The 13269-nt window shown below is 65.4% G+C and carries 11 protein-coding genes; 7 read left to right on the forward strand and 4 right to left on the reverse strand.

The features are described from left to right. Window positions 1–56: 56 nt before the first annotated feature. Complete coding sequence (locus tag ASH04_RS20500; protein ID WP_057474399.1) at window positions 57–2276, reverse strand: VanW family protein; 2220 nt, start codon at window positions 2274–2276, stop codon at window positions 57–59. Window positions 2277–2504: 228 nt separating this feature from the next. Continuing rightward, window positions 2505–3809: a PucR family transcriptional regulator gene (locus ASH04_RS20505; RefSeq protein ID WP_057474400.1), complete on the reverse strand. Its 1305-nt coding sequence runs from the start codon at window positions 3807–3809 to the stop codon at window positions 2505–2507. 184 nt (window positions 3810–3993) lie between these two features. On the opposite strand from ASH04_RS20505, the gene ASH04_RS20510 reads away from it, so the two are divergent. The 5 genes from ASH04_RS20510 to ASH04_RS20530 are packed head-to-tail and all read left to right on the forward strand — an operon-like array spanning window position 3994 to window position 8757. After that, complete coding sequence (locus tag ASH04_RS20510) at window positions 3994–4779, forward strand: ABC transporter ATP-binding protein (RefSeq protein WP_053068714.1); 786 nt, start codon at window positions 3994–3996, stop codon at window positions 4777–4779. Further along, window positions 4769–5491, forward strand: coding sequence for an ABC transporter ATP-binding protein (locus tag ASH04_RS20515; RefSeq protein WP_027495389.1), 723 nt, complete (start codon window positions 4769–4771; stop codon window positions 5489–5491). The genes ASH04_RS20510 and ASH04_RS20515 overlap by 11 nt, the downstream gene beginning before the upstream one ends. Window positions 5492–5517: 26 nt before the next feature. After that, on the forward strand, window positions 5518–6396 hold the full coding sequence (locus ASH04_RS20520; RefSeq protein ID WP_027495388.1) for a branched-chain amino acid ABC transporter permease: 879 nt from the start codon (window positions 5518–5520) through the stop codon (window positions 6394–6396). A gap of 1 nt (window position 6397) precedes the next feature. After that, the gene (locus ASH04_RS20525; protein WP_057474401.1) at window positions 6398–7441 is read left to right on the forward strand and encodes a branched-chain amino acid ABC transporter permease; all 1044 of its coding nucleotides are present in this window, start codon (window positions 6398–6400) and stop codon (window positions 7439–7441) included. Beyond that, window positions 7438–8757 carry an ABC transporter substrate-binding protein gene (locus ASH04_RS20530; RefSeq protein ID WP_057474402.1) on the forward strand — a complete coding sequence of 440 codons (1320 nt, stop codon included), beginning with the start codon at window positions 7438–7440 and terminating at the stop codon, window positions 8755–8757. The genes ASH04_RS20525 and ASH04_RS20530 overlap by 4 nt, the downstream gene beginning before the upstream one ends. A gap of 149 nt (window positions 8758–8906) precedes the next feature. On the opposite strand, the gene ASH04_RS20535 is transcribed toward ASH04_RS20530, so the two are convergent. Continuing rightward, the gene (locus ASH04_RS20535; RefSeq protein ID WP_032367091.1) at window positions 8907–10205 is read right to left on the reverse strand and encodes an acetyl-CoA C-acetyltransferase; all 1299 of its coding nucleotides are present in this window, start codon (window positions 10203–10205) and stop codon (window positions 8907–8909) included. 139 nt (window positions 10206–10344) lie between these two features. Here ASH04_RS20535 and ASH04_RS20540 point away from each other — a divergent pair, with 139 nt between their 5' ends. Beyond that, on the forward strand, window positions 10345–11691 hold the full coding sequence (locus tag ASH04_RS20540) for a 3-oxoacyl-ACP reductase (RefSeq protein WP_032367092.1): 1347 nt from the start codon (window positions 10345–10347) through the stop codon (window positions 11689–11691). Further along, window positions 11688–12545: a MaoC/PaaZ C-terminal domain-containing protein gene (locus ASH04_RS20545; RefSeq protein ID WP_032367093.1), complete on the forward strand. Its 858-nt coding sequence runs from the start codon at window positions 11688–11690 to the stop codon at window positions 12543–12545. The genes ASH04_RS20540 and ASH04_RS20545 overlap by 4 nt, the downstream gene beginning before the upstream one ends. 115 nt (window positions 12546–12660) lie before the next feature. Here the strand turns inward: ASH04_RS20545 and ASH04_RS20550 are convergent, their stop codons facing one another. Continuing rightward, on the reverse strand, window positions 12661–13263 hold the full coding sequence (locus ASH04_RS20550) for a TetR/AcrR family transcriptional regulator (protein WP_027495382.1): 603 nt from the start codon (window positions 13261–13263) through the stop codon (window positions 12661–12663). Between the last annotated feature and the right edge of the window lie 6 nt (window positions 13264–13269).

A 13269-nucleotide genomic window follows, 5' to 3' on the forward strand; every position in this document is an offset into this window, starting at 1 on the left:
GTCGACGCCACAGTCCGAATCCGCGTGATTCGAAGTGACACGTCGAGCACAGGACGTCACTCGTCGTCGTTCGGGCGCGGGGGATCGTCGGGTTCGGGGGCCGGACGATCGGGCTGGACGCACTTGACGATCGGGATGGGGTCGTATTTCACGGTTCTGGTGTTGCGCGAGATCTCCCTGCCCGACGCGGCGTCGCTGATCACCCGGGTGTCACTGGCGGTGAATCCCGGTCCCCCGCCGGATGCGACGCAGCCGGCACCGGCCGGCAATGTCACGGTGTTCGGCGAGGTGGGCCGCGTCCGGGGCCCGGTGATCGATTCGACGTCGACGGTTTTGGTGCCCCACAGCCGGACGGTGACGCTGGACGAATCCGCGAACGACTCGATCACCACGCCGGTGTCGTTGGGGTTGGTGAACTTCAGGTCGATGGCACCTTCGAAGACCGTCGCCTCCCGGGCCTCGGGGTATCGACTGATGTAGTAGCTGTGCTCGGTGTGGTCGGTGTCTTCCATGCCCGCGAAGTACGACGCGTTGTACAGAGTCGTCGCGAATTGGCTGATGCCGCCGCCGACGGCACGATCGGGTCGACCGTTGTCGATGATTCCCGATTCGACGAAGCCCTGAGCGGTCCCGCGCGGACCGGTGTACCCGTTGAGCGAGAACGTCTCCTTCGGCTTGACCAGCGCGCCGTTGACGATCTGCGCGGTGAGCCCGATGTTCACGCCCGACGCGTACTCGAAACCTCCGGTCGTGTACTCCGCGACCACCTCTCGCACGCCGAGATTCTCAGCCGCTTCGGTGGTCAGGGCAGGCGGTGCCGGTTCGTAGACGGCCTCGGTCGAGCGCGGACCGTCCGCAGCCAGCAGGGCGGGAAGCTGCTCGAGGGTCTTGTTCCACTCGACCAGCTCACCCATCACTCCGGGAACGACGGTGGGAGCTCCGCCGGAGAACGTGAACGACGCGTCCTTGGGAGGAACTTCGGTGCGGACCAGTTGCGGAGCAAGAATGCCGGTGGCGATAGCGGTGTCGTAGATCGGCGTGAGGCCGCCCTGCCCGTCCGGGTCGAAGCGCAGCACCTCACCCACACGGTCCACCGGCAACGTCGCATCGACGTTCTGTCGGCCTTCGATGACCACCGGCTCCGAGACCGCGGGCGCCGCGACGTTGGACAGTGCCTGATCGACCGCATCCTGCGTCACGGTGACAGGGGTGGATTCGTAAACGACCTCGGTCGCACCCGTCGACCACTCGGTCTGCAGATTTCGACGCGTCCCGTCGGCGTCCAGAACTCGCCCGGCCAGCGGTTCGACGGCTACCGGGGTGGCACCTTCGAAGACGACGTCGCCTTCGACGGGCGCACGGTCCGTCTCCGCTCGCAGGCCGTCGATGGCGACCGAGAGTGCCTGCTCGTCGGTGGTCGAGACGACGCCGATCTCGCGGCTTCCGAACAGCGACGTCAGACGCGTGATCGGGTTGATGGGCTGCGTCCCCGCGCGATCGAGCGTCGCGTTCCAATCGACTCCCAGCCCGGCCGCGGCAGGCAACACCTCGACCTGCCGGTCGTCGATGCCCACCTGAATCGGCTCCTCCGCCCGAGGTCCCAATTCGGCACGCAGTACGGCCTCGGCGTCGGAATGACTCTTGCCGCCCACCTCGATGCCGGCGACGGTCACACCGCGCGGGACCCGATCGCTGGAGGCAATCCAGTCCGCCGCGTACAGCAGCCCGAGGACGGCAACCACCGCGCCGGTACCGATGGCAATCTTCTTCCACGGAGGCGTGGACCCGGATCCGTCGTGCTCCGCCGAACCGTTCTCAGGAGTAGTAGAGGGAGGTTCGGCCGGTGGCTGAGGTTGCCCGGCGTCAGAAGCGGACGGCAGAACAACGGGCTGCGCCACCGTCGGCGATTCGTCCGCCACCGGTGCGGGCTGCGCGTCCGCGCCGGGTGCAGCAGACTCGGCCTCGTCGATCTGGTCGACGTCCGAATTACCGGCGGTATCGAGGTCGGCAACCGGCTCGGATCGGTCGACCTCGGCGGTGCCATCGGCTTCGGTTCCCTCGGCCTGCGTCAGCTCGGAATCGTTCGAGTCGGCATCGTTCGCCTCGGATTCCGTGGCGTCCTGGCCCTCGGAGACCGGCTGCTCTGCGTGCTTCGGCGCCTCGGCGTCGTCGCGGATGGCCCCGAACACCTCGGTCGGTGTGTCGTACGGCGGTACGTCGGGGCGGGGCTCGGCACCCTTCGGCGCGTCACCCGACCTACTGTTGCCCTCGCTCACATTCGACCCTTCCAGGACCGTCGATTCATATTCCGGCCTGCTGCGCGGCGTACCCCGCGGACGAGCTTACGCAAACCGCACAGCACCGCTCGTTCCGAGACCCTCGCGTGCGCCGTACGCAAAAGGCCCCGCACTGCTGCCGGGTCGGGGGTCAGGCAGCAGTACGGAGCCACACGGAATATATGCAGACTTCAACCACTCGTTACAGCGAGTTCGGAATTGCCATCGTCATTTCATTCGATTGAATGAACCGTAGGCCGTCGAACCGTCGTCCTGCTCCACGGCCCGCGCCCAATGTCCCGTCCTGACCAGCGCAAGAGTGAGCAGGAGCCGGTCGCGTGCATCCGTCAAGTCACGCTCGGTCAATTCCTCGATTCGACGCACCCTGTAGATGACGGTGTTGCGATGGCAGTAGAGCGCCTTCGCAGCGTTGGTGGGTGAACCGTCCGAAGCGAGCATGTGCGCCAACGTGTCGAGCAACGTTTCTCGGTGGGGCTCCGGATGCGTGAACAGAGCGCCGAGCGCATGGCGAACCAACAGTTCCGACGACTGATCGTCGGCGGCCATGATCACCCTCGGCAGTCGGTCCGTCGCCAACGCGACGCCACTGTCTTCGGTGATGGTCTCGGCCGTCAGTGCCGCCAGGCGATACGCTGCCGCGAACGACGCCACGCCCTCGGGCGAATGCGCGACACCGACGGGACCGACCGCCCGTGCGGCAAGGGCGTCGATGACCGATCTCCACGATCCGGTCCCGAGTGCCACGAGCGCGAATTGGTGCCCGTCCCGAGTGTTCCAGTGGGACACTGCGCCGATCTGGTCCATCGCGTCCTCGGGCGCGGGGAGCGGAGGCGACCCCTGATCGTCGAGCGGGCCGACCACGCAGGCAATCTGCTGTGAAGCCGAAAGGCCGAGGGTCGCGCGGGCCTCGATCACGAAAGCCGGATCACCGCCTCGGCCCGACCGGAGACCGTCCAAGATCACCAGCACATTGGCGAGATCACGCTGCTGCATACGCGCGCTCTCCTGGCGGTACGCCTCGACGAGAGTTTCGTACTGACTGTCCAGCGCTCTCCACAACTGCTGGCCGGCGACGAGCAGGAGATGCTCGTCGATCACGGACCGGCATTGTTCACGCTCGAGCATCAACTCTTCCCACAGCGTCCGACTCCCGAGCGTGTACGCCTTCAGCACCAACTCCATCGGAATGCCTTGGCGCGCACGCTCTCTCCCGGTGCGACGCCATACCTCTCGGGCGTTGTCGCCCGCGGCCGCAAGACCGGACAGCGTGCGTAGGCCCTGGCTGATATGCGCGCGAGTACTGCGACGAATTTCGCCGGCGATGTCAGGAGTGGTGCTTGCCAGGTACGCGGGTTCCTGCTCTATCAGCGCCAGCGTGATCGAGTCGGCAATCGCATCCGCCCGCGGCAACAGCGCGGCCCACGCACCGCGAATCTTCTCCTGTTCGGAGGGCTTCACAGCGCCGCGCGCAGCGGATCGCGACGTCGCGCGACGCACCCCGGGAGAAGCCATCCGCCCATTTTTGCGCACAGAGCCCACATCACAGGGTGATTTGACCGTTACTGGTGCCCAGACACCCAAACATTCTGTGCGGAGCGCCCATACCGCGCGTTGTGCTGGACGCCCCATAGTGGACCCAACAGATTGTGAGGTGCATCACTTGAACTCTCTCGACACGATGGATCCGGTCCTCACCATGACGGACGTCGACGTGTCCTTCGGCGGCATCGTCGCGCTCTCCGGAGTGACCATCGAGGTACGCCCCGGCGAAGTCCTCGGCGTCATCGGACCCAATGGGGCAGGCAAAACCACACTGTTCAACGTTGCGTGCGGTCTCGTTCGACCCCAATCGGGAACCCTGGGCCGACACGGCGAAACCTTGAGCCGCCTGCGCCCACACGACCTGCCCCGGCTCGGCATGAGCCGAACGCTGCAGGGACTGGGACTGTTCGATCGAATGACCGTGCTGGACAACGTCATGGTCGGGGCCGACCGAACGGCACGCACCGGAATCCTCAGCGGCCTCCTCGGCCTTCCCTCGAGCGCGGCCGACGACGCGGCGGTCCGCTCGACCGCGATGAACACCCTGGAACGACTGCGCATCGACGGCTACGCGCACCGGCTGCCACCGAGCCTGCCCTACGCGGTGCGCAAACGCGTGGCCCTCGCGCGCGCACTGGTAAGCGAACCGTCGTTGATCCTGCTCGACGAACCCGCCTCGGGCCTGTCCAACGACGAAATGAGCGAACTCGGTGACGAGATCCGCTCTCTCACATCAGTAAACAAGGATTCCCAGCCGGACCGACCGGCAACATCGGTCATGCTCGTCGAACACCACATGGACCTCGTCATGACCGTCTGTGACCGGATCTACGTCCTCGACTTCGGCAAGGTCATCGCCCAGGGCACGCCGGATCAGATTCGCGAGGATCCGGCCGTACTGGCCGCATATCTCGGAAACGAGGTGGCACATGACAACTGACGCGACACACCTGAAAATCACCGACCTCACTGTGCACTACGGGCCGGTCACCGCCCTCGATTCGGTGTCGATGACCGTCACCGCGGGCACGATCACCGCCGTACTCGGAGCGAACGGTGCCGGAAAGACCACGCTGCTGCGCACTGTCTCCGGCCTCCTGAAGCCGACGTCGGGACGTATCGAGCTCGCCGGCGTCGACATCGTCGGCATACCTCCGGATCGCATGTCCCGTAAAGGGCTTGCACACGTGCCCGAAGGCCGGGGCGTGATAGCCGAATTGACCGTCGACGAGAACCTTCGCCTCGGTGCGTTGGGACGCAACAGAAGTCACGACGCCGTGACCCTCGATCGAATCTACGACATGTTCCCGCCGCTGACCGGACGCCGAACCTCGTCGGCGCACACGCTGTCGGGCGGAGAACGGCAGATGCTGGTGATCGGTCGAGCACTGATGGCAACACCGTCGGTTCTCCTCCTCGACGAACCGTCGCTCGGGTTGGCACCGAAAGTCGCCGCACAGATCTTCGAAACGCTGCGCGCACTCGTCGATTCCGAATCGATGACCGTCGTGCTCGTCGAACAGAACGCGCGCAGTGCACTGTCCATCGCCGAACATGCCGTCGTCCTCGATCTGGGCAAGGTCGCGGTGGAAGGCCCGGCCGACACCTTGGCCGGGGACGACGCCCTCCGACACGCCTATCTCGGGTTCTAGAGCAAGCCGAAAGGACGCCAGCCACAGTGCAACAACTGCTCACCATCCTCATCAACGGCGTGACGACAGGCATGGTCTATGCCGCGTTCGCCCTCGCTCTCGTCCTCATCTGGCGATCGACCCGCATCGTCAATTTCGCCCAGGCACCGATGGCTATGATCACCACGTACGTCGCACTGGTCGTCATCGACGCCGGTTACTCGTACTGGTTGGGCTTCGGAGTCGCGCTGCTCAGCGGACTGTTGTTGGGAGCGTTGATCGAACGACTCGTCATTCGGTTCGTCGACAGCTCCTCGCACATCAACCCGGTGATTCTGACGCTCGGGTTGTTCATCATCATCCACGCGGTTGCGGCCATCATCTTCGGGAACCAATTTCGTTCTTTCCCAGCACCGTTCGGTCTCACCGGCCAGAAGGTCGGGGACATCAACGTGGCCCTCACCGGATACGACGTGTTCAAGATCGTCGCCGTTCTCGTGGTCCTGGGCTTGCTGATTCTGCTGTTCCGGTTCACCGATCTGGGTCTGAAAATGCGCGCCAGCGCATTCGAGCAGGAGGTGGCCAAGCTGCTCGGAGTCCGGGTGAGTCGAATGCTCACGCTCGGTTGGGCTTTGGCCGCAGTCGTCGGATCGCTGGCCGGGCTGCTCATCGCCGGCGGCTCGCTGGTGCACCCCGGGTACATGGACTCGATCGTCGTCTTCGGTTTCGTCGCAGCCGTTCTCGGCGGTCTCGACAGCCCGGCAGGCGCAGTGGTCGGAGGCCTGCTGATGGGCGTCGGGCTCAGTTTCGTCAGCGGCTACCTCGGCCAGGACCTCGTGTCGAGCGCGGCGTTGATCATTCTGATCGTCGTTCTCCTCGTCCGCCCGAGCGGGTTGTTCGCCAGCGCAGCAGCCAGGAGGGTATGACGTGAACGCAACTCTCACTCGAATCACGGCCACCCCGGTACGACGCCACTTCCTCTGCGCTGTTATCGGACTCGTCGTCATCGTGCTGGCGCTCGAATCACTGAGCACTTTCCGTCAGAGTCAGCTGACGGCGGTCGCGTACCTGGCGATCGCAGCCGGCGGATTGACCGTGCTGACCGGTCTGAGCGGGCAGCTCTCGCTCGGGCACGGTGCGTTCATGGCCGTCGGTGCGTACACCGCGGCATTGATGCTGCGGGCCAACGATTCCGGATGGTCGGTGCCCCTCGTACTGCTGGCCGCCACCGTGATCTCTGCCCTGGTGGGCGTGGTCGTGGGAGTGGCCGCCGCCCGACTGCACGGCCCGTACCTGGCCGGCGCGACGCTGGCGCTGGCCGTCGCCGTACCGGGACTGGCCCTGTACTTCTCGGACTACCTCGGCGGTGAACAGGGTCTCGTCGTCCCGGCTCCGAAAGTGCCGGACCTGATCGACGACATGATGTTCTTCGTCACCGGAAACGAGCTCAGCGGAACCAAATTCGTCGCCTACGTCAGCTGGGTGCTGCTCGTCGTCGTGTTCTTCCTGCTGGCGAACGTCTCGTCGAGCCGGATCGGCCGTCGCTGGCGGGCCGTTCGGGACGACGAAGTAGCCGCCGAGCTGTCCGGGATCGACCTCGGGCGGGCACGCATCCTGGCGTTCGTCGTCAGCGCCGCATGTGCGGGTGCCGGAGGTGCCGTCCTCGCGATGTCGGCGCGGATCGCGGCCCCGAGCGGGTTCACGCTGACGCTCTCCCTGACATTGCTCTCCGCCGTCGTCATCGGCGGGCTCGGCACTCTGTCCGGGGCACTGATCGGGGCGCTGCTGCTCACCTACATCCCACCGGTGGTCACCAACCTCGGACTCGATCTGGGGCTGAGCAGTCTGCAATCCGCCGAACTCGCACCACTGGTGACCGGCATCTTCACCGTCCTGGTCATCCTGTTCGCCCCACTGGGTCTGGTGGGCACGTTTCGAAGGTTGCGTTCAACCAGAAAAGAGATGAAATGAAGAAGTTCGGATCGGTGGCGGTCAGAACGACCGCACTCGTCGCCGTCGTCTCGTTGGCCGCAGCGTGCGGTGCAGGCGGTAGAGACGAGGCAACAGAATCCTCGGAAGGCTCGACAATCGGCATCACCGACACCTCGGTGAAGATCGGAGCCCACTTCCCCCTGACCGGGGTCGCCGCACCCGGGTACAGCGAAATACCCACGGGCGCAAAGGCTTACTTCGACTACGTCAATGCCGCGGGCGGCGTCAACGGCAGGCAGATCGAGTACGTCGTTCGTGACGACTCCTACGATCCGACGACCACCACCCAGGTCGTCAACGAACTCGTCCTCCAGGACGAAGTGTTCGCCGTCGTCGGTGGACTCGGCACGGCGACGCACAGCGCAGTCATCGACTTCCTGAACGAGGAGGGTGTGCCGGATCTTTTCGTCTCCTCCGGCGCGATCATGTGGGGCAACGACCCGGAGAAGTACCCGAATACCTTCGGCTGGCAGCCCGACTACCAGGTCGAGGGCAAGATCATCGGCGACTGGGTGACGAAGAACCGGCCCGACGCCAAGGTCGGGCTGTTCCTCCAGGACGACGATCTCGGCAGGGACAGCGAAGCCGCGGTACGCCAATACCTGGACGACCAGATCGTCGAGGTCGTGCGCTATACCTCCGGTAACACCGATGTCGCACCACAGATCGCCGCCCTGCAGGGTGCCGGAGCCGACCTCGTGCTCGGCTTCAACGTCCCGTCGTACACCGCACTGAGCCAACTGACCGCGACGCGGCTCAACTACGATCCCGAGTGGTTCTACAGTTCGATCGGCTCCGACGTCGACCTGGTCGGTTCTCTGCTCGGACGCTTCTCCCAGGGCGCGGTCACCAACGGTGCCCAGTCCCTCGAAGGCATGATTTCGCTCGAATACATCCCCGGCGTCGACTCCCCCGAGAATCCATGGACGCAACTGTGGCAGAAGGTCTGGGCTCAGAACGGAACAGGTGACCCACTGACCAACTACCGCATCTACGGACTCAGCCAGGCCTACGCGTTCGTGCAGGCTCTTCAGGCGGCAGGCGAGAATCCCACCCGTGAGGGCATCGTCTCCGCAATCCAGGACGGCGGAATGGACTTCCAGGGCCCGCAGTTGGCCCCGTTCCGATACTCCGACGAAAGCCACCTCGGAATCTCCGGAGCCAGTGTCTTCCAGATCCGCGGAGGTGTACCCGAGTACCTGACTCCGGTGTTGCAGACCGACATCGGAGACTCGGCAGTGGAGGAATACACCGGGGACGAATCGACTCCGCCGGAAAGCGGTATACCCGGCTGATCGGACACGAAAAGGCACGCAGAGCGAGCTCTGCGTGCCTTTTCGACGTTGTGATCAGCAGATCCGAAAACCCCTCGTTTGCCGGATCCGCCGACCCTGTGACCCCCAGATCGTGTCCCCGTATCGGGGAGCAGCCGAAGCTGCGGTGATCAGCGCTCGATGATGGCGGTGACGCCCTGGCCACCGGCCGCGCAGATCGAGATCAGGCCGCGACCCGAACCCTTTTCGGCCAGCATCTTCGCCAGCGATGCGACGATGCGTCCACCGGTCGCGGCGAACGGATGGCCCGCGGCGAGCGAGGATCCGTTGACGTTGAGCTTGCTGCGGTCGATGGAACCGAGCGCACCGTCGAGTCCCAGACGCTCCTTGCAGTACGCGTCGCTCTCGAACGCCTGCAGCGTCGCGAGCACCACCGAGGCGAACGCTTCGTGGATCTCGTAGTAGTCGAAGTCCTGCAACGTCAGACCGTTGCGGGCGAGCAGACGCGGAATCGCGTACGTCGGGGCCATCAGCAGGCCGTCCTTGAACGATCCGTTGCCGTGGATGTAATCGACCGCGGCGGTCTCGGAATCCACGAGGTGCGCCAACACCGGCAGGTTGCGCTCGGCAGCCCATTCGTCGCTCGACAGCAGCGCAGCCGACGCGCCGTCGGTCAGCGGAGTCGAGTTGCCGGCCGTCATGGTGGCGTCGCCCAGCTTGGTTCCGAAGACCGGCTTGAGGGTGGACAGCTTCTCGACGGTCGATCCCGGACGCAGGTTGTCGTCGCGGGTCAGGCCGAGGAACGGCGTCACCAGGTCGTCGAAGAATCCACGGTCGTATGCGGCCGCCATGTTGTGGTGGCTCGCTGCGGCCAGTTCGTCCTGGTCCTCGCGGCGGATGCCGAATTCCTTCGCGGTGATGGCGGCGTGATCACCCATCGACAGGCCGGTACGCGGCTCACCGTTGCGGGGGATCTCGATGCCGAGCATGCCGGGACGAACGTTGCCGAGCAGCTTGAGGCGAGCGGTGGTGCTCTTCGCCCGGTTGAGCGAGAGCAGGAACTCGCGCAGTTCGTCGTTGACGCCGATCGGAGCGTCGGACGTCGTGTCCACGCCGCCGCCGATACCGGCGTCGATCCGGCCCGAGGCGATGGCGTCGCCGACGGCGATGATCGACTGCAGACCGGTTCCGCAGGCCTGCTGGATGTCGAAGGCCGGGGTGTACGGGCTCAGCGCGCTGCCGAGCACGACCTCACGGGTGAGGTTGAAGTCCCGGGAGTGCTTGAGCACGGCACCGGCTGCGACGAGGCCGAGACGCTCGCCCTGCAGACCGAAACGGGCGACGAGACCGTCGATGGTGGCGGTGAGCATGTCCTGGTTGGACGCCAGCGCGTACTTCTTGTCCGAACGCGCGAACGGAATGCGGTTGCCACCGACGATTGCGACCGGTCGTAGCTGCTTGCTTGTCACTGACGTCTCCAAACATCGTCCCCAGCATGTGGGGAATGGCCCTGGTGGAGTTTCATCTTACTGGCGAGTAAGTTGGTTGTCGACACCCGGTCGTGCGCCTCGCCCTCAGAGCGAGCAGCGCTGAATGAAAGGTACGACAGTGGCAGCCTCCAAGGGAGCCCCAGATCTCTACTCAACGTTCCTCGCGTCCGCGCCGGGAGCCTTCATCGCCAAGCAGGCCGGCCTGCCGCAGCCCGAGAAGCTGCGCCGCTACAAGGCAGGCGAGCCGCCACTGGCCGGACCGGTCCTGATCGGCGGCAACGGCCGCCTCGTCGAGCCGCTGCGTGAGCTGCTCTCGGACTACCCGCAGTCGCAGCCGCACGACGACAAGCACGGCGGACTGGTGTTCGACGCCACCGGCATCGGTAACGTCGCCGAGCTCGAGCAGCTCTTCAAGTTCTTCCAGCCGGTCATCCGCAACCTGGCACCGTCCGCTCGCGTCGTCGTCATCGGCACCACCCCCGAAGAAACGTCGAGCGTCGACGAGCACATCGCGCAGCGCGCCCTCGAAGGCTTCACCCGCAGCGTGGGCAAAGAGGTCAAGCGCGGCGCGACGGCTCAGCTCGTCTACATCTCCCCCAACGCGTCGACCGGACTCTCCGGCCTCGAATCCACCCTGCGCTTCCTGCTGTCGGCCAAGTCCGCCTTCGTCGACGGCCAGGTCATCGTCGTCGGCGACGCCGACTCGCAGGCGCCGGCCTCGTGGGACAAGCCGCTCGCCGGCAAGGTCGCCGTCGTCACCGGCGCTGCCCGCGGCATCGGTGCCACCATCGCCGAGGTTCTCGCCCGTGACGGAGCCACCGTCATCGCCGCGGACATTCCCGCAGCGGGAGAAGCACTCTCGCAGACGGCCAACAAGGTCGGCGGTACCTCGCTGGCCCTCGACGTCACCTCGCCCGACGCCGGCCAGGTCCTCTCGAAGCACCTGCTCGAGCGCCACGGCGGTGCCGACATCATCGTGCACAACGCCGGCATCACCCGCGACAAGACCCTCGCGAACATGGACGACGCCCGCTGGAACTCCGTCATCGGCGTCAATCTCGCTGCGCCGCAGCGTATCACCGACGAGCTGGTGGCATCCGGCGCGCTCAAGGACGGCGGCCGCGTCGTCGACGTCTCCTCCATCGCCGGTATCGCGGGCAACCGCGGCCAGACCAACTACGGCACCTCCAAGGCCGGCGTCATCGGCCTGGTGCACGCCTCCGCACCGGTGCTCGCGAAGAAGAACATCACCATCAACGCGGTTGCTCCCGGCTTCATCGAGACCGCGATGACGGCGGCCATCCCGTTCGCCACCCGCGAGGCCGGACGGCGCATGAGCTCGCTGCTGCAGGGCGGCGAGACCGTCGACGTCGCGGAGTTGGTCTCCTACTTCGCTTCTCCCGCATCCAACGCCGTCACCGGGCAGGTCGTGCGCGTGTGCGGCCAGAGCCTCCTCGGCGCATGAGCACCGTCACGCTCACCGAGCAGCCGAAGACGTCCCAGATCTACACCTCGGCTGCACTGGGTGCCTTGCCCTTCCTCGGGTCCAAGTCGAAGACGGTGCCCAGCACCGTGTTCGAGCTCAAGGGCCTGCGAGTGGACCAGGACAACCTGGCCGGCTACTGCCGCGCGACGGGGCTGCGATTCGGCGATCAGCTCCCGATCACCTACCCGTTCACGCTCGTGTTCCCGACCGTGATGAAACTGATGGTGTCCAAGGGCTTTCCGTTCGCCGCCATCGGTTCGGTGCACGCCGAGAACGTCATCGAGCAGTTCCGCGGCATCTCGGCATCGGAGCCGCTGGACATCCGAGTGCACGCGGAGAATCTGCGCGAGCACCGCAAGGGCTTGCTGGTCGACCTGATCAGCGAGGTCAAGGTGGGACGCGAACTGGTCTGGAAGCAGACCTCGAGCTTCCTGAGCCTGCAGAAGACCTCGCTCTCGGGTGGACCCCGTGAAACACCGCCTGCAGACGAGGTGCCGCCGCCCCCGACCCGCACCCTGCGCGTCGATCAGCGGATCATCAGCCGGTACGCGGCCATCTCGGGAGACCGCAACCCGATCCACGTATCCTCGCTCGGTGCAAAGGCTTTCGGCTTCCCGAAGACCATCGCTCACGGAATGTGGAGTGCTGCAGCGGTACTGCAGACGGTCGAAGGTCGTATCCCGGAGGCCGTGAAGTACAGCATCCGATTCGGCAAGCCGATCCTCCTGCCCGCGACGATCAACGCTTACGCCGATGCCGTCGGCACCGGCTGGGACCTGTCACTGAAGAACCCGAAGAAGGGCTACCCGCATCTGACGGGAACCCTGCGCTGAGTTGGCTCGAACTCGAAGTTATGGACGGATTTCCCCGGATTTCCGTCCATAACTTCGAGTTCGGCTGTGTAGGTGGCGGCAGGAGTGGAGCCTGCGGAACGACCCGGGCGGCCAGCTAGGTAGTGGCAGTTTTCTTGCCGGCGAGTCCGCGCCACGCCAGGTTTTCCAGGAGGTCCGCTGCGGCGTCGACCTCGATTTCTCCGCCTGCCACGCGGTCGGCCACGGCCTCACCGGCCCCGACCAGCGCCACGGCCATCAGCCCGAAGTTCTGTGACTGTTCCGGGTCTCGGGTACTCATCGCCAGCAGACCTGCGGTCAGCTCGATCAACCGGTCTCGGCTGCTCTGCACCTGCGAGGCAAAAGCCTGCTGACCGATCGCCTGGCGGTAGAGCACCATCCACGACTTTCGGTTCTCGCCGACGAAGCCGAGAAAACCGACCAGCGCGCGGCGCAGTTGTTCGCGCGGCGTCAGGGTCGGGTCTGCAGCGGGCGTCAGGGCCTCGACGAACTTGAGGCCCTCACGATGGATGCACGCAGCGAACAGCTCGTCCTTCGAGCCGTAGTACAGATAGAGCATCGGCTTGGAGATGGCCGCCTTCTTGGCGATCGAATCCATCGATGTCTCGTGAAACCCGTTGTCGGAGAACACATCCACTGCCGCATCGAGCATCTGCTGCTCGCGGACGGCGCGGGGCAGTCTCTTGGTGCCGCCAGCCATGGATCC

This window comes from Rhodococcus sp. Leaf233, assembly GCF_001426165.1.
GTDB classification, from domain to species: domain Bacteria; phylum Actinomycetota; class Actinomycetes; order Mycobacteriales; family Mycobacteriaceae; genus Rhodococcoides; species Rhodococcoides fascians.